Annotated in this window: 14 protein-coding genes; 1 reads left to right on the plus strand and 13 read right to left on the minus strand. The window is 71.4% G+C overall.

Going from position 1 to position 16,824, the window contains the following annotated elements:
• Nucleotides 1-28: 28 nt before the first annotated feature.
• The 11 genes from SGA01_RS24500 to SGA01_RS24550 form a co-directional block, all read right to left on the minus strand.
• The gene (locus SGA01_RS24500) at nucleotides 29-1,507 is read right to left on the minus strand and encodes a hypothetical protein (RefSeq protein WP_229917493.1); all 1,479 of its coding nucleotides are present in this window, start codon (nucleotides 1,505-1,507) and stop codon (nucleotides 29-31) included.
• A gap of 98 nt (nucleotides 1,508-1,605) precedes the next feature.
• Nucleotides 1,606-2,079, minus strand: coding sequence for a DUF2563 family protein (locus tag SGA01_RS24505; protein WP_141298544.1), 474 nt, complete (start codon nucleotides 2,077-2,079; stop codon nucleotides 1,606-1,608).
• A 120-nt stretch (nucleotides 2,080-2,199) separates the two neighbouring features.
• Nucleotides 2,200-4,527, minus strand: coding sequence for a xanthine dehydrogenase family protein molybdopterin-binding subunit (locus SGA01_RS24510; protein ID WP_174867451.1), 2,328 nt, complete (start codon nucleotides 4,525-4,527; stop codon nucleotides 2,200-2,202).
• Nucleotides 4,524-5,954, minus strand: coding sequence for a (2Fe-2S)-binding protein (locus tag SGA01_RS24515; RefSeq protein WP_141298545.1), 1,431 nt, complete (start codon nucleotides 5,952-5,954; stop codon nucleotides 4,524-4,526). Before SGA01_RS24515 ends, SGA01_RS24510 begins: the two co-directional genes overlap by 4 nt.
• The gene (locus SGA01_RS24520; RefSeq protein ID WP_055643207.1) at nucleotides 5,951-6,826 is read right to left on the minus strand and encodes an FAD binding domain-containing protein; all 876 of its coding nucleotides are present in this window, start codon (nucleotides 6,824-6,826) and stop codon (nucleotides 5,951-5,953) included. Before SGA01_RS24520 ends, SGA01_RS24515 begins: the two co-directional genes overlap by 4 nt.
• Before the next feature lie 249 nt (nucleotides 6,827-7,075).
• A complete protein-coding gene (locus SGA01_RS24525) occupies nucleotides 7,076-8,719 on the minus strand; it encodes a beta-N-acetylhexosaminidase (RefSeq protein ID WP_141298546.1) in 1,644 nt (547 codons plus the stop codon).
• 4 nt (nucleotides 8,720-8,723) lie between these two features.
• Complete coding sequence (locus SGA01_RS24530) at nucleotides 8,724-9,572, minus strand: carbohydrate ABC transporter permease (protein ID WP_141298547.1); 849 nt, start codon at nucleotides 9,570-9,572, stop codon at nucleotides 8,724-8,726.
• Complete coding sequence (locus SGA01_RS24535) at nucleotides 9,569-10,537, minus strand: carbohydrate ABC transporter permease (RefSeq protein WP_141298548.1); 969 nt, start codon at nucleotides 10,535-10,537, stop codon at nucleotides 9,569-9,571. Before SGA01_RS24535 ends, SGA01_RS24530 begins: the two co-directional genes overlap by 4 nt.
• Nucleotides 10,538-10,542: 5 nt before the next feature.
• On the minus strand, nucleotides 10,543-11,886 hold the full coding sequence (locus SGA01_RS24540; RefSeq protein WP_141298549.1) for an extracellular solute-binding protein: 1,344 nt from the start codon (nucleotides 11,884-11,886) through the stop codon (nucleotides 10,543-10,545).
• A gap of 285 nt (nucleotides 11,887-12,171) precedes the next feature.
• Nucleotides 12,172-12,459, minus strand: a complete 288-nt coding sequence (locus SGA01_RS24545; protein WP_024761666.1) for a DUF3039 domain-containing protein — start codon at nucleotides 12,457-12,459, stop codon at nucleotides 12,172-12,174.
• A 30-nt stretch (nucleotides 12,460-12,489) separates the two neighbouring features.
• Nucleotides 12,490-13,050: a YqgE/AlgH family protein gene (locus SGA01_RS24550; protein WP_167534174.1), complete on the minus strand. Its 561-nt coding sequence runs from the start codon at nucleotides 13,048-13,050 to the stop codon at nucleotides 12,490-12,492.
• 298 nt (nucleotides 13,051-13,348) lie between these two features.
• On the opposite strand from SGA01_RS24550, the gene murA reads away from it, so the two are divergent.
• Nucleotides 13,349-14,689 (plus strand): UDP-N-acetylglucosamine 1-carboxyvinyltransferase, encoded by a 1,341-nt coding sequence (gene murA, locus SGA01_RS24555; protein WP_024761664.1) that lies wholly within the window; start codon nucleotides 13,349-13,351, stop codon nucleotides 14,687-14,689.
• Nucleotides 14,690-14,783: 94 nt separating this feature from the next.
• On the opposite strand, the gene SGA01_RS24560 is transcribed toward murA, so the two are convergent.
• On the minus strand, nucleotides 14,784-15,065 hold the full coding sequence (locus tag SGA01_RS24560) for an HU family DNA-binding protein (protein ID WP_017237029.1): 282 nt from the start codon (nucleotides 15,063-15,065) through the stop codon (nucleotides 14,784-14,786).
• Between the two features lie 312 nt (nucleotides 15,066-15,377).
• The gene (locus tag SGA01_RS24570) at nucleotides 15,378-16,790 is read right to left on the minus strand and encodes an NAD-dependent malic enzyme (RefSeq protein WP_141298551.1); all 1,413 of its coding nucleotides are present in this window, start codon (nucleotides 16,788-16,790) and stop codon (nucleotides 15,378-15,380) included.
• Between the last annotated feature and the right edge of the window lie 34 nt (nucleotides 16,791-16,824).

The raw sequence follows: 16,824 nt of genomic DNA on the forward strand, positions 1-16,824 counted from the left end.
CTGGTAGACATCTGCTTCCTCGCGCTGATCAGTCGATGACGGGCGGGGCCACGCGGCGGTTGCCCTGCTGCCAGGTCTCCTCGTCCTCGACAAGGTAGTCGGGACGCTCTCCGTTGGTGTCCTCGCGGTCACCGGCCTGTGTGGTGCCTCCGCGCACGAGGCCGGAGCCACCGGGCGTGAAGGGACGCGCGCCGCCCGCTGCGGCACCGGCAGCGCCGGGGCGCTGCGCCTTGCCGCCGACGACTCCGCCGGTCTCACTCGCGAGCCGGCGACCGCCGGTGATGCCGTTCTGGCCGGCGCCCATCGAACCGCCCATACCGCCGCCCATGGGGCCACGGCCCATGCCCGTGCCGTTGCGCCCGCCCTGCTCCGTGCCGATGACGGTGCTGCGCGGGATGCCGGTCGCGGGACGCCCGTGGGTGCTCTGCACCTGGCGTCCGCCGCTGATGCCCTCGCGGGGCACGTTGAGCCCGGCGCGCTGACCGCCGGGCATCGGGCCACGAGGGTTGCCGTTGCCTCCGCTGACGGGCGGGGTGTGGGTCAGGGGACCCGGTCCGCCCTTCCCCGTGAACGGAGGAATGCCCGTGGTCACGAACGGGGGCGTACCGCCGTCCTTCGTGATCGGCGGCGGTGTGCCCGTCGGCCCCGGCCCGGTTGTGGTCGGAGGCTGGTGCGGCAGCGTGTCGACGCTGTCGATGCCCAGGTCCGCAGGAACGTCGGGCTTGACGTCGGTCGGGACATCGGGCCTGTCGCCAGGCTTGACCACGTCCGTCGGGCCGGTCCGGTCGCCCGTCGGCGGGGTCACCGGCGAGTCGGGAGTGGTCCGGGTGTCCGGCTGACTACGCGTGCCGGACGTCCCTGTGCTCGTGTCCGAACCCGTAGAGCTCCGGTCGCGCTGATTCGAGGACCCGATGTACGAGGAATCGCCACCGACGGTGCTGTCCTGCGCCGGCACGAACGCCCCCGGCGGCGGCGGAAACGTCGGCGGGACGTTGTTGCCCATGTGGAGCGACGACCACTTGTACGCCTCGGAGAGGCGGTCCATCTCCTTCGCCGCCGCCTCCTTGTTCGCCGCTTCCTTGGCCTCGATGGCGGCGAGCTCCTCGCTCGCGGCCATCTGCGACCGGGCGTTGCCGGCGATCGTCCGGGAGTCGGGGTCGTTGCGGTACTTCAGCGCCGCTTCGAGGTTCTCCTTGGCGGACGCGTGGGACGTGTACCGGGGCATGGCGCTCTGCGCCGAGGCGATGGCGGAGGAGTTCTCCTCCATCCACTTGGCCCCGCCCTTGCTGTAGTCAGCGAGCCCCTTCGTCGAATTGGCCACGTTGGTGGCCCACTCGACGAACGCCTTCTCGGCCTCGCCTTCCCAGTCCATGCGCCGCATGCTGGCGCTCAGCTCCTCGGCGATCCGCTCCAACTGATCGCCGACCGTCTTCAGCCGCGTCGCCGCGTCGCCGACGTAGAAGCTGCTCGCCTCGTCCAGCCATGCCAGCATCTGCTGATGGGACATGCCGCGGAAGTTCGTTCCGCCGCCTCCGCCGCCCTCTGCAGGCCTCATCTCTCGCCTCTTCCCCGTGTCCCCGAAATTCCGTCCGGCACCCGCCTGCGCTACTTGTAGATGCCGCCATCCTCAAGGCCCGTGCTGCCGTCACTCGCCGGCGCTCCGCGGCCCGCTTCCTTGTCCGCCTTCTCCTTGGCGTCGAAGGTCCGCTGGTGGATGTTGATCATCTTGCGCTTGATGTCGTCGTCCATCTCCTCGAAGCCGTTCTTCGAGGCGACGACCGCGATCCCGAGCCCTTCCAGGCAGTCGTTGAGCAGACCGGAGAGCTCCACCAGCCGCGACAGGGTCCCGTCGTACGCCGCGTAGGCGCCCTGGGCCTCACCCCAGGCGGCGCCGCCGCCGCCGAACTGCGTGCGGGTCACCGGATTCTCGGCCTTCAACTTCCCGGGTTCGGCGTGCGAGCCCTGGAGGTCCTCGATGAGCCCCTCGATCTGCTTCCTGAAGGTCTCCATGGAGTCGGCGCTGTACTTGACGGCCGCCGCCCGCATCCCGGACGCCATCCCACCCAACGAGGCTTCCATGCCCGCGCTCCTCCCCCGTGTGAACAACCGTGCGCGTCCTACCAAGTCTAGGAGTCCACTGTAGTCAGGAACGACGACAGTCCGCACCTCTCGGTTGCACAAGCAACGGACATCACATGGTTACGAATTGGGCACGGCGACGGCCGCCTGCGGCCTGATCGGGAGGCGGTTGACGGGCCGTCCGGTCGCCGCGCGCACCGCTGAGGCCACTGCGGCGGGTGAGGTGACGACCGGGACCGCGCTCGCCGCCTTCGCGCCGAACGGGGCCACGACATCGCGCTCTTCGACGAGTTTCACGATGCGAATGTCCGGGGCATCCAGGGATGTCGGAAGTGCGTAGCCGGTGAAGTCGGGGTGCCGGACCAGGCCGCGGGCGGTGCGGAGGTTCTCCGTGAGGGCCGCGCCGACGCCCTGGGTGACGCCCGCCTCGATACGGGTGGCGAGCTGGGCCGGGTTGAGGATGCGGCCGACGTCCTGGGCGACGGCCATCTCCACGACCCGTACCGCGCCGAGTTCGATGTCCACGTCCACCACCGCGCGGATCGCGCAGAAGGCGAGGCCGACGAAGGCGTCGCCCTGGCCGTCCTCGTCGAGCGGCTCGGTGGGATGGGGGCGGCACTGGGCGGTGGCCCAGAGTTCCTTGCCGTCCATCGCCTCCGTGACCGTCGTCGACAGGACGCCGTCGTACGAGGTGATCTTGCCGTCGGTGATCTGGAGCAGCTCGGTCGACATGCCGAACTTGTGGGCCAGCGGCTGGAGGAGCTGCGTGCGGACCATCTTGGCCGCGCGCTCCACCGCCCCGCCCGAGACCCAGGTGTGGCGGCCGTGGGCCGACGGGCCGGCCGGCGGCTGGTCGGTGTCGACGGGCGCGACCTGCACCTCGTCGATGCCGAGGGTCTCCTGCACGATCTGGCGGGCGAGCGTCGAGAAGCCCGAACCGGTGTCCACGGCCGAGCAGATGACCGTGGCCACCCCGTCCATGACCCGGACGGTCGCCGTCGAGACCTCGTCCATGCCCTCCGCGCCCAGCATGTGCACCATGCCGAGGGCGTAGCCCACGCCCCGCCGTACCGCGCCGGGTTCGCCCGCGCCCTCGGGGCCGCCGGGCAGCAGCCAGTCGTCCTCCGGGGTGTCCTTGGGGAGCGCTGGGAGGGGGAAGTCGCGTACGGCGGAGAGGAGTTCGGCCACGGGTGCCGGACAGGTCACGGTCTGGCCGGTCGGCAGGATGTCGCCGGTCGCCATCACGTTCCGCATGCGCAACTCGGCCGGATCCACGCCCAGTTTGGCCGCGAGCTTGTCCATCTGCGCCTCGTAGGCGGCGCACACCTGCATCGCGCCCTCGCCGCGCACGTGCCCGGACGGGGGGTTGTTCGTCCGAACCGCCCAGCCCTCCACGAAGGCGTGCGGGACGACGTACGGGCCGCAGGCGAAGGCCACGGCCGCGGCGAGCGACTCGGACGAGGAGTCGGCGTACGCGCCGGCGTCGAGCAGGATCTGCGCCTCCACCTTCACCAGGTGCCCTTCCGCGTCCGCGTGGTGGCGGTAGCGCAGCAGGGTGGGGTGGCGGTGGGCGTGGCCGAGGAAGGACTCCTCGCGCGTAGCGGTGAGCTTGACGGGGCAGCCGGTACGGAGTGCGAGCAGACCCAGCGGGATCTGGAAGCCCGGGTCCTCCCGGTCTCCGGTGGCGCCGGGGACGCCGGTCACGACGACCTTGACCTGCTCGGGCTGGAGGCCGAAGCAGGCGGCGGCCAGGTCCCGGTCGGTGTGCGGGTCGGTCGAGGCCGTGTACAGCTCGACGCCGCCGTCGGGGCGGGGCACGGCGAGGCCGGCCTCGGCGCCGATCGGCGCCGGGTCCTGGCGGCCGATCCGGTACAGGCCCTCGACGATGACCTCGCCGGTGGCCTCCGGGTCGCCGAAGCGCAGCGGGATGTGCCGGATCAGGTTGCCGTCGGGGTGCAGCGCCTCGGCGGCGAAGGCCTTCTCGGGGTCGGTCACCGGGTCGAGGATCTCGTACTCGACGCTGATCGCGGCCGCGGCGAGCCGGGCCGTGTCGGGGTGGTCGGCGGCGACGGCCGCGAGGGCCTCGCCGTGGTGCCGGACCAGGTCGGAGGCGAAGACGGGCCGGTCGGCCACGCGGCGGCCGTACGTCGTCGCGCCCGGCACGTCGGCGGCCGTCACCACGGCGCGTACGCCCGGCATGGCCGTCGCGGCCGACGTGTCGACGGAGACGATCCGGGCGTGCGGGTGCGGGGAGCGCAGGATCGCGGCCCAGAGCAGGCCCTCGGCCCAGAGGTCGGCGGCGTACGGGAAGGTGCCCTCGGTCTTCGCCCGTGACTCGGCCTGCGGGAGCGAGGTGCCGAGGCCGTGCGCGGTCGGCTCCTGGTCCGGTGTCCCGGGGGTGTCCAGGACCGGGAGAACGGGAATGGCGGTGGTCGCGTCGCTGCTCACGCCATGCCTCCGTCGTGCGCGTGGGGAATCTGGTGCGGTACGCGGGGCTCGGCCTCGGGTCCGCTGGGTGCCGTGGCCGCGGCGCTCGCCTCGCGCTCGGCGACGACGTCCCGTACGGCCTCGAGGACGCCGCGGTAGCCCGAGCAGCGGCACAGGTTGCCGGCGAGGGCCTGGCGGGTCTCCAGTTCGGTGGGGGCGTGGTTGCCCTCCAGGAGGTCGTGCACGGTCATGCACATGCCCGGGATGCAGAAGCCGCACTGGACGGTGCCGCACTTCGACATCGCCCGCTGCACGTCGGAGGGCTCGCCGTCGGTGGCGAGGCCCTCGACCGTCCGCACCTCGGATCCGGCGGCGGTCGCCGCCGGCACCAGGCAGGAGGCGACGAGCCGGCCGTCGACCTTCACGTTGCACGCGCCGCACTCGCCCTGGGAGCAGCCGTCCTTGGCCCCGGCGAGGCCGAGGCGCTCGCGCAGGACGTAGAGCAGGGACTCGCCGATCCAGGAACCGGTGACGGGCCGGTCGGTGCCGTTGACCCGCAGGGTGTACGAGGTGTGGGGGTGCTCGTCGCTGTCCGTGGAGGCGTAGGCGCCGGGCGCGGGGACCGTCACGGGGGCGGCACCGGGGGCCGTCGCGTCGAGCCCCTCGGCCGGGACCTCGACCGCATCGGCCGGGACGTCGGCCGAGATGTCGGCCGGGGCCTCCGCCGGAGCTTCCTCCTCGGCGACCCGCTCCTCGGCGACCGGCTCCTCGGCGGCCGGCTCCTCGAAGGCCGGCTCCTCCGGCAGTGCCCAGGGCGCGGGCGCGCCGCCCGGCAGGGTCGCCGGGGCCTGGTCGTACGAGGGGGGCAGCGGGGGCTCGGCGGCCTCCGGCGCGGCCGTCTCCGGTACGAGCGCCTCGGGCGCGGACGCCTCCGGTGCGGCGACCGGGATCTCCCACTGGCCCGTGGAGCCCGCCCCGCCCGCGAAGTTCCACTCCGCCGTCGCGTGCGGGTCCTGACCGAACCCTTCGGCGTGCTCCGCGTGCTCGAAGTGCTGGACGTGCTCGACGTGCTCGACGTGCTCGACGTGCTCGACGTGCTGGACGTACTCGCCCTGCTCGAAGTACTCGGCCCCCTGGCCCTGGCCCTGATCCCGACCGAAGTCCCGGACCTGCTCGACCTGGTCGAAGTGCTGGACCTGCTCCGCCTCCGTGGGCATGTGCACCGCCCACGTGCCCGTCGCCGAGGGGTCGGCCGCCGCCGGGGTGAGCGGCTGCAGCGGCATGATCATCGGCGGTACGTAGCTGTGGCCGGGCGCCTCCAGGGGCACACCGTCCAGCATGAAGTCCGGCGGCAGCTGGACGAAGGCCGTCGCGTCGCCGTCGTACCCCTCGCTCTGCGGGATCGGCTCCCAGCCGCCCGGGTTCCCGTGCTGTTCGTCGTTGCTCATGCCAGTGCCCTCCCCAGTGCCCGTCGGGCGAGTGCGGCGACGGTGCGCCGCAGGTGCAGTACGGCGGGCGGCAGCTGTTCGTCGCCCTGCGGGTCCGGAATGCAGGCGGCGGCGACGTACTCGCCGAACGCCGTGAGTGCCTCAGGGGCCAGCCCCCGGTCGTTGTCCCAGTCCACCAGCGAGGCGATCCAGCGCTCCGCCTCCAGCGGGCGCAGGGGCATCGGGGCGACGGCGCCGACCGCGCAGCGCACCCCGCGCCGGGCCGGGTCGAGGACGACGGCGACCGAGGCGGTGGCGCGGGCCGGGCCGGTGCGGCCGGTGGCCTTGAGGAAGACCTGGGGGGCGTGGAGCAGCGGGACGCGGACGAAGCCGACCAGCTCGCCGGGGGCCAGCAGGTCGCGGCCGGCGAGGAGGTGGGAGACGGGGATCTCGCGGCTGCCGAGCGGGCCCACGACGACGAGATCGGCCTCCAGGGCGGCGAGCACGGGCAGCGAGTCGCCGGTCGGCGCGGCGGTGACCACGTTGCCGCCGAGGGTGCCCGCGTTGCGGATCTGTGGCGGCCCGGCGGCGCGGGCGGCGGCGGCGAGGGCCGGGATGAGGGCGGCGAAGTCGGGGCGGCCCATCCGGGCGTGGGTGAGGCCCGCGCCGAGGAGGGCGTGGCCGTCCTGGTACTGCCAGCCGCGGATCTCGTTGATGCGGCTCAGGCCGACGAGTCCGGCGGGGCGGAGCTGACCTCTGTTGACGGCGGCCATCAGGTCGGTGCCGCCGGCGACGGGCACGGCGGCCGGCATGGCCGTGAGCGCCGCCACGGCCTCGTCGAGCGAGGCGGGCAGCGTCACGGACTGCGCCGTCTGTGGTGCGTGCGTGGTCAACCCGCTGCCCCTTCCCGGTGTCCCGGTGGTCCCCGACTGTGCCCGGCCGTCGCGCCTGCTGTCACGTCTGCGGTCGCGCCTGCGTGTGGGCGTACCGTACGTGCTCACAGGCCGGACGTGGCAACTCTGGCACATCTTCCGAGCCGTCCGGCGCGAGGGTCCACGAAGGACTGTTCCGTCCGGGACGCCCCATGAGGGACGGTAACTTCCCTTTCGCCGCTCTTGGGTGAACCGGGGACGCGAGCTGCCTCACACGATCGGGGGCGCCCCCTCCAGGGGCCTGCCGAGCACTCCCGGGCGCCGCTGCCAGGGGTGAGGTCCGGCGGGCGGGCGGTAGTCGACGCCGAGGGCGTCGAGGCGCCGGTAGTGGGTGCCCATGCGGCGCTCGAAGCCCGGGTAGTCGCGCTCGTCCGGGGCGGGCAGCGCGGACCAGGCGACCTCGGCGAAGGCGGCGAGGCGCGGGAAGACCTGGTAGTCGACGCGGGCCCGGTTCTCCATGACCTCGGTCCAGACGTTGGCCTGGGTTCCCAGGATGTGGGCGGCGGCCTCCGGCGAGATGCCCGGCGGGACGGGATCGAAGCGGTAGACGTCCTCCAGGGTGCGGACGTACCCGATGGGCATCGGCTCGTCCTCGCCCGGCGCCTGACGGTGGTCCAGGTACACCTGCTGCTCGGGGCACATGACGACGTCGTGGCCCGCCTCGGCGGCGGTGATCCCGCCCGCGTACCCCCGCCAGGAGGACACGGCCGCGCCCTCCGCGAGGCCGCCCTCCAGGATCTCGTCCCAGCCGATCAGGCGGCGTCCGCGCGAGGTGAGCCAGCGGTCGAAGTGGCGGATGAACCAGGACTGGAGGCCGTCCTCGTCCCCGACCCCCAGCTCCTCGATACGGGCCTGGGCCGCCGGGGAGGCCTTCCACTGGTCCTTGGGGCACTCGTCGCCGCCGATGTGGACGAAGGGCGACACGGCCGCCGGGAAGAGGTCGAGGACCTCCTCCAGGACGCCCTCGTAGAAGCGCAGGACGGCCTCGGTGGGGGCCAGGACGTTCGGGTTGACCCCCCAGGTGTCCCAGACGGTGAGGGCGGCGGTGTCGACGACGTCGGTGTTGCCGAGCTCGGGGTAGGCGGCGATGGCGGCCTGCGCGTGGCCGGGGAGGTCGATCTCGGGGACGACGGTGATGTGCCGCTCGGCGGCGTACGCGACGATCTCGCGGATGTCGTCCTGGGTGTAGAAGCCGCCGTGCGGGGTGTCGTCCCAGAGGGGTGAGGCCCGGTGGCCCCACTTGCTGCGGGACCGCCAGGCGCCGACCTCGGTGAGGCGGGGGTGCCGCTTGATCTCGATGCGCCAGCCCTGGTCGTCGGTGAGGTGGAAGTGGAAGACGTTGAGCTTGTGGGCGGCGAGCAGGTCGAGGTAGCGAAGGACGTCGTCCTTGGGCAGGAAGTGCCGGGCGACGTCGAGGAGGAGACCGCGCCAGGCGAAGCGCGGGGCGTCCTCGATCGTCTGCGCCGTGACGGCCGTGACCGCCCCCTGCCTCACGGGAGCCCCGCGGAAGGCATCCGGGCCGAGGAGTTGACGGAGGGTCTGGGCGCCCCAGAAGACGCCGGCCGGTCCGCCGCCGGTGATCTCGACGCCCTGGTCGGTCACCACGTCGAGCCGGTACGCCTCGGGGGCGAGGGTCTCGTCGAGGCGCAGCCGGATGCTGTGGGTGGCGTTCTCGTCGGCCGTGTCCCGCAGCGGGAGCCCGAAGGCGGCGCCGAGCGTGTTCCGCAGCCAGCGTGCGGTGGTCTCGGTGCCGGTGGCCGCGCTGAGGGTCGTCCGCTCGTCCAGGAGGAAGCCGCCGTGGTGCGGCCCTTCGGCGCGCGCGGGCGCCGGGATCAGGTCCATGGGGTGGGTCATCGCGTCAGTCCTTCACCGCCCCGCCCAGTCCCGAGACCAGACGGCGCTGTACGAGTACGAAGAAGACGAGCACCGGGACGGTCATCACGGTCGAGCCCGCCATGATGCCTCCCCAGTCGTTCTCGTCGGGCTTGAAGAAGACGAGCAGCGCCATCGGCAGGGTCGACTGCGAGGTGTCGCTGATGAGGAACGACTTCGCGAAGAGGAAGTCGTTCCAGGTCGAGATGAACGAGAAGACGCTCGTCGCCACGAGGCCGGGGAAGACCAGCGGGAAGAGGATCTGCCAGAGGAAGCGCGTACGGCTCGCGCCGTCGATCTGGGCCTGTTCCTCCAGGGCCTCGGGGACCGCCTTGACGAAGCCCCTGAGCATCCAGATCGCGAAGGGGAGCGAGAAGGCGAGGTGCGGCAGGATCAGCGAGCCGAGGGTGTTGAGCTGGCCGAAGTCCCGCATGAGGAAGAACAGCGGGATGGTGAGCGCCTCGACCGGCACCATCTGGGCGACGAGGAACATGACGAGGAGCGTCGTCCGGAACCGGAAGCGGAATCGCGTGACCGCCGTCGCGGCCAGGAAGGCGATGAGCGCGGAGGCGAGGACGACCGTGCCCGCCACGATCAGCGAGTTGAGGAAGTAGCGGCCGAACTCCTGCTGGTCGAAGACGCGCCGGAAGGAGTCGAGGGACGGGGAGAGGGTCCACGGCCGGGGGTCGGTCGACTGGATCTCGCCCGCCGGCTTGAGGGCCGAGAGGACCATCCAGTACAGGGGGAAGGCGACGGCGGCCGCGACGAGCAGCGTGACCGCCTCGGCGACGAGACGCCCGGGCCGCCGGATGCGGAAGGTGGTCGAGGCGCTCACAGTTCTTCTCCCTGGCGTCGCAGGAGCCGCAGGTAGACCAGGGTCACGGCCAGCAGGATCAGCAGCATGACCACGCCGATCGCCGAGCCCAGGCTGTACTGGGACGAGGCGAAGGCCTTCTGGTACGCGTACACGTTGAGGACGAGGTTCTGGCCGGCGATGCCGCCGCCGTTGGTCATCACGTAGATCTGGGTGAAGAGCTTGAAGTCCCAGATGATCGACTGGATGGTGACGACGACCAGGATCGGCCGGAGCATCGGCGTCATGACCGAGCGCCAGATCCGCCACTGCGAGGCGCCGTCGAGGGCGGCGGCCTCCAGGACCTCGGACGGGATGGCCTTGATGCCCGCGTAGACGGTGACCATCACGAACGGGAAGGAACACCAGACGACTTCGAGGAGGACGAGGGCGAAGGCGCTGTACCGCCCGTACGTCCAGGAGAAGTCGCCCAGGCCGAGGAGTCGGTTCACCGGGCCGAAGTCGGGGTCGAAGAGGAAGACCCAGACGGTGGAGCCGGTGACGGCGGGCGTGGCCCAGGCGCCGAGCGCGGCCACCATCAGGGCGAGCCGGGGCAGGGCCCGGACGCGGGTCAGGAGGACCGCGAGGGCGCAGCCGACGGCGAGGGTGGTGACGACGCAGGCGGCGGCGAAGAGGACGGTGGCGAGGAGGACCTGCCAGAACTGGGGGTCGGTGAAGAGGGTCGTGTAGTTGCCGAAGCCCTTGAAGGACGTGGGTTCGCCGCCGCTGACCTGGGCCTGGGTGTACTCCAGGAAGGAGATCAGGCCGAGCTGGTAGACGGGGTAGACGAGGAGTCCGCCGATGACGACGAGGGCGGGCAGGAGGTACAGCCAGGGGGTCCAGGCGCTGGTGCGCCGGGCGGGGCGGCCGGTCCGCGTGGTGCCCCGGGGGGCCGGGAGCGTGGTGGCGGCGGTCCGCTTCTCGGCGACGTCGAGTCGGGTCGTCATGCGTTTCAGCTCGCCGGCGTGAAGGCTGCGTCCATCTTCTTCGCGGCGTCGTCGGCCGCCGCCTTGACGTCCTTACGGCCGCTGACGACCTCCTGGAACATCGTCGGCAGGACGAGGGAGGAGTCGATCTGGCCCCAGCCGGGTGACGCCGGGACGAACCTGGTGCCGGCTTCGAGGGTGTCGATGAAGGGCTTCACGAAGGGCTGGCGCTGTGCGGCGGCGGTCCGGACGTCGGTGTAGGTGGGCAGGAAGCCCATCGCATCGAAGAGCTTGGCCTGGGTGTCCTTGCCGGTGAGGGACTTCAGGAGGTCGACGGCGAGGGTGCGGTGCGAGGTGCTCTTGAGGACGCCGATGTTGTTGCCGCCGGCGAAGGCCGGGGCGATCGAGCCGGGTGCCGTGCCGGGCAGCGGGACGACCGCGTACTTGCCCTTGACGGTGCCGGCCTCGACGGCCGCGTGACTGAAGTCGCCGCCGATGGCCATGGCGGCCTTTCCGGAGGCGAAGGCGGTGACGGTCGCGTTGCCGCCCATCTGGGCGCACTTGGCGGCCGGGCAGTTGTCGTCGCCGAAGAGCGAGGTGTAGGTGGTGATGCCCTTGAGGGCGGCCTCGCTGTTGACGGCCGCCTTGTAGGAGCCGCCCTCCTCGGTGGCGAGTTCACCTCCGGCGGCCCAGACGAAGGGCATGGCTCCGTAGGTGTAGGCGCCGCCGACGGCGATGCCGTACAGCTCGGGCTTGGCCTTGCGGATCTTCTTCGCGGTGGTGATCAGTTCGGCCTGGCTCTTGGGGGCGGTGAGGCCGAGTTCCTTGAAGACGTCGGTGCGGTAGTAGAGGGCGCGGAGGCCGACGAAGAGCGGGGATCCGTAGACCTTGCCGCCGACGGTGACGGACTTCCGGGCCGTCGGGTCGGTGTCCTCGGCCTCGTCCCAGGCCGCGAACTCGGCGCTGATGTCGGCGAGTCCGCCGTCCTTGACGTATCCGGCGGTGTCGGTGTTGCCGTACTCGATGAGGTCGGGCGCGGACTTGGGGTCGTTGAAGGCGGCCTTGACGCGCTGGGCGCGGGTCTCGACGGGGATGTACTCGATCTCGACCTTCGCGCCCTGGTTGCGCTGCTCGAAGGCGGCGACGGCCTGTGCGACGACCTGTTCCTTGGGCTTGTTGCCGACCTCCTGGAAGAGCCAGACGCGCAGGGTGCCGCTCTTCTCGTCCGCAGCGGCCTTGCCGTCGGACGTCTGGGGCGCGCAGGCGGTGGCGGTGAGGCCCGCGAGCAGGAGTGCGGCGGCGGCGGTGGCGATGGGGGTCCCCCCTGCTCGAGCAAAGCCGAGAGCTTGGGGGAGGGCAGGAAGCTTCATGACGGATCCCCTCCAGGTGCGTTGCAACATACGCAATGAGCGTTTCGTTCTGCACAACACGCGTGAGGTTAGGCGTGGTTCCGGTGAGCCGACAAGAGGTCTCGACCACCTCAACCACTCCGTGACCGGCGAAAGCACCCTGCGCAACGGGGCCGGGGGACGCAGGAACACGGAAAACGCGAAGCGGCCCCCGCCGCGCGTACCGAAGTACGCACGACGGGGGCCGCCCCGACGTCAGGACCTACCGGATCCGCGAGATCCGGTCACGGGATCCGCGGGATCCGGTTACTTGTCCTTGCCGCCCTTGTCCTTGTCGCCACCGCCGGCGCCCATGGACTCGTAGATCTCCTTGCACATCGGACAGACCGGGTACTTCTTGGGGTCGCGCCCCGGTACCCAGACCTTTCCGCACAGCGCCACGACGGGAGTCCCGTCGAGGGCGCTCGCCATGATCTTGTCCTTCTGGACGTAGTGGGCGTAGCGCTCGTGGTCGCCGTCACCGTGGGACACCTGCGGAGTCGGCTCCACGAGGGTTCCCGTACCTGCCCCGCGCTCGGGCTCGAGAGTGCTCATAACCGCCAAGGGTACTGAAAGCCGTGGGGCTCAGTTGAGGGACGGGTCGTCGGGGTACGTCGCGATCATGGCGAGTTCGCCGCGCTGGCGGCGCAGGACCTGTCGCCAGAGGGTCTCGGGGTGCGGCGAGGAGACGTCGCCGGGCTCCGACTCGACCACGTACCAGGCTCCGTCGCCCAGCTCGGACTCCAGCTGGCCGGGGCCCCAGCCCGCGTACCCGGCGAAGATCCGCAGCGAGCCGAGGGCCGGTCCGAGCAGCTCGGGCGGGGCCTCCAGGTCGACGAGGCCGATCGCCCCGTACACCCGCCGCCAGCCGAGGGGGCCCTCGTCGCCGGGGATCACGGCGACGCCGAGCGCCGCGTCGAGCGAGACGGGGCCGCCCTGGAAGACGACGCCGGGCTCGCCGGCGAGTCCGGCCCAGGGCGCGAGGATGTCGCCGACGGTCACCGGCGTCGGCCGGTTGAGGACCACGCCGAGCGAGCCCTCGTCGTCGTGGTCGAGCAGCAGGACGACCGCGCGGTCGAAATTCGGGTCCGCCAGCGCGGGGGTGGCCACGAGCAGCCGTCCTGTGAGCGAGGACACCTCGGTCATGCGACACATGATCCCGCATCTTCGGCGTTCGCGGGGGCTGTCGGGCCCGATCCGGGCGCGGCGGCGGGAAGTCGACGGCCTTCGCAGTTCAGGAGGGGCGCGCGAGGTCTCCGCGCGCGGGCGACGCACGGACGAACCGACACAAGCGGACGGTGACGCTCCGCAAGATCACGGGAACAGAGGGTGTTGTGCCGAATTCATTACATCTGACAGACCCCCCGACACACCCGATCGGGGTCTCATGGCCCCTTACCCTTTTCTCTGGCCACCCGACCGACCCGACCGGAACGCGAGATTCATGACCGGCACAGACGATGTCCTGCTTGTCCACGGCGGAACCCCGCTGGAGGGCGAGATCCGCGTCCGCGGCGCGAAGAACCTCGTGCCCAAGGCGATGGTCGCCGCCCTGCTCGGCAGCGGTCCCAGCCGACTGCGCAATGTGCCCGACATCCGTGACGTCCGCGTGGTCCGCGGACTGCTCCAGCTGCACGGGGTGACGGTCCGTCCGGGCGAGGAGCCCGGCGAGCTCGTCCTCGACCCGACGCACGTGGAGTCCGCGAACGTCGCCGACATCGACGCGCACGCCGGCTCGTCCCGCATCCCGATCCTCTTCTGCGGCCCGCTGCTGCACCGCCTCGGCCACGCCTTCATCCCGGGTCTCGGCGGCTGCGACATCGGCGGCCGGCCGATCGACTTCCACTTCGACGTCCTGCGCCAGTTCGGCGCCACGATCGAGAAGCGGGACGACGGTCAGTACCTGGAGGCCCCCCAGCGTCTTCGCGGTTGCAAGATCCGCCTCCCGTACCCCTCGGTCGGCTCGACCGAGCAGGTGCTGCTCACGGCGGTGCTCGCCGAGGGCGTCACCGAGCTGTCGAACGCGGCCGTGGAGCCCGAGATCGAGGACCTCATCTGCGTACTGCAGAAGATGGGCGCGATCATCTCCATGGACACCGACCGGACCATCCGGATCACCGGTGTCGACCGCCTCGACGGCTACACCCACCGGGCGCTCCCGGACCGCCTGGAGGCGGCCTCCTGGGCGTCGGCGGCGCTGGCCACCGAGGGCAACATCTACGTGCGCGGCGCCCAGCAGCGCTCGATGATGACCTTCCTCAACACGTACCGGAAGGTGGGTGGCGCCTTCGAGATCGACGACGAGGGCATCCGCTTCTGGCACCCGGGCGGCTCGCTCAACGCGATCGCCCTGGAGACGGACGTGCACCCCGGCTTCCAGACGGACTGGCAGCAGCCGCTGGTCGTGGCCCTGACGCAGGCCTCGGGCCTCTCCATCGTCCACGAGACGGTGTACGAGTCGCGCCTCGGCTTCACCTCCGCGCTGAACCAGATGGGCGCGCACATCCAGCTGTACCCCGAGTGCCTGGGCGGCTCCGACTGCCGCTTCGGCCAGCGCAACTTCCTGCACTCCGCGGTCGTGAGCGGCCCCACCAAGCTCCAGGGCGCCGACCTGGTCATCCCCGACCTGCGCGGCGGCTTCTCGTACCTGATCGCGGCCCTGGCCGCCCAGGGCACGTCCCGGGTGCACGGCATCGAGCTGATCAACCGCGGCTACGAGAACTTCATGGAGAAGCTCGTCGAGCTCGGCGCCAAGGTCGAGCTCCCCGGCAGCGCACTGGTGTGAGCCTGTGCGGGCCCCTGTGGGGCCCGCACAGGGCATACGAAAGGGCGGCCACCCCCTGACAGGGTGGCCGCCCTTTCTGCGCCTCTAGGCTGCCTTACTTGCCCTTGGCGGCTTCCTTGAGCTTCGAGCCCGCGGAGACCTTCACGCTGTAGCCGGCCGGGATGTTGATCGGGTCGCCGGTCTGCGGGTTACGAGCGGTGCGAGCGGCACGGTGGGTGCGCTCGAAGGTCAGGAAGCCGGGGATGGTGACCTTCTCGTCACCCTTGGCGACGACCTCACCGACGGTCTCGGCGAGAGCGGCCAGCACGGCGTCGGCGTCCTTGCGGGTCACCTCGGCGCGGTCGGCCAGGGCGGCCACCAGCTCACTGCGGTTCATGTTGTTACTCCCGTGTTCTTCTTGCCTGTGAGGCGTGCCACGCGGCGGAAGCCGCGCGATTGGGTACAGCGAAGCCGATGCTGCCAGGGCCTTCGGACAGTCCCCGGACCCGGGTCTAATGACAGACCCTCGCGCCCAAACACGCATCCTGCCCCCACCAGCGGCGGGAACGCCAATCCGGCACCCCCTGGGGTCACACGAAAAGCGCCGGAGCCCCGTGGTGGTGACGTTCCGTCGACTCCGTGATTTCCGTGCGGAGCCGAAAAGCCACCCTAAAGGCGGGTTTGCGGCTCCGCGAATCGCGACGCGCCGTCAGCGCCCGCTCGCGGCCTTGGCCGCGTTGCGCACGGCTCCGGCCACCGCGCCCGCGACCTTGTCGTTGAAGACCGACGGGATGATGTAGTTCGGGTTCAGCTCGTCCTCGGTGACCACGTCGGCGAGGGCGGAGGCCGCCGCCAGCATCATCTCCGTGTTGACGGTACGGGACTGGGCGTCCAGCAGACCGCGGAAGACACCCGGGAAGACCAGGACGTTGTTGATCTGGTTCGGGAAGTCCGAACGGCCCGTGGCGACGACGGCGGCCGTCTGCCGCGCGGCGGCCGGGTCGACCTCCGGGTCGGGGTTCGCGAGCGCGAACACGATGGCGCCCTCCGCCATGGCGGCGACGTCCTCGGCGCCCAGCAGGTTCGGGGCCGAGACGCCGATGAAGACGTCCGCGCCGACGACGGCCTGCTTGAGGGTGCCGGTGACGCCCTCGGGGTTGGTGTTGTCGGCGATCCAGCGCAGCGGAGTGCCGGGCGCGGCGTCGACGAGGTCGGGGCGGTCCGCGTGCACGACGCCCTGGATGTCGGCGACGACGGCGTGCTTGACGCCCGCCGCGATGAGCAGCTTCAGGATGGCCGTACCGGCCGCGCCCGCACCGGACATGACGACCCGTACGTCACCGATGCCCTTGCCCACCACGCGCAGCGCGTTGGTGAGGGCGGCGAGGACGACGATGGCGGTGCCGTGCTGGTCGTCGTGGAAGACGGGGATGTCGAGGGCCTCGCGCAGCCGGGCCTCGATCTCGAAGCAGCGGGGCGCGGAGATGTCCTCCAGGTTGATGCCCGCGAAGCCGGGGGCGATGGCCTTGACGATCGCGACGATCTCGTCGGTGTCCTGCGTGTCGAGGCAGATCGGCCAGGCGTCGATGCCGGCGAAGCGCTTGAAGAGGGCGGCCTTGCCCTCCATGACGGGCAGGGCGGCCATCGGGCCGATGTTGCCGAGGCCGAGGACGGCGGAGCCGTCGGTCACGACCGCGACGGAGTTGCGCTTGATGGTGAGGCGGCGGGCGTCCTCGGGGTTCTCGGCGATCGCCATGCACACGCGGGCGACGCCCGGGGTGTAGATCATGGAGAGGTCGTCACGGTTGCGGATGGGGTGCTTGGACGCCATCTCGATCTTGCCGCCGAGGTGCATCAGGAACGTACGGTCGGAGACCTTGCCGAGGGTGACGCCCTCGATCGTGCGCAGCTGCTCGACGATCTCGTCGGCGTGCGCGGTCGAGGTCGCGGCGATGGTGACGTCGATACGGAGCTTCTCGTGGCCGGAGGCGGTCACGTCGAGGCCGGTGACGGATCCGCCGTGGGACTCCACCGCCGTGGTGAGCTGGGAGACCGCGGTTCCGCTCGCGGGAACCTCCAGCCGGACCGTCATCGAGTACGAGACGCTGGGCGCCGTTGCCATGGCCGAGTTCCTCTGCTTTCCCTGAGCTTCATTG

The sequence above is a fragment of the Streptomyces gardneri genome (assembly GCF_006539185.1).
GTDB classification, from domain to species: Bacteria; Actinomycetota; Actinomycetes; order Streptomycetales; family Streptomycetaceae; genus Streptomyces; species Streptomyces gardneri.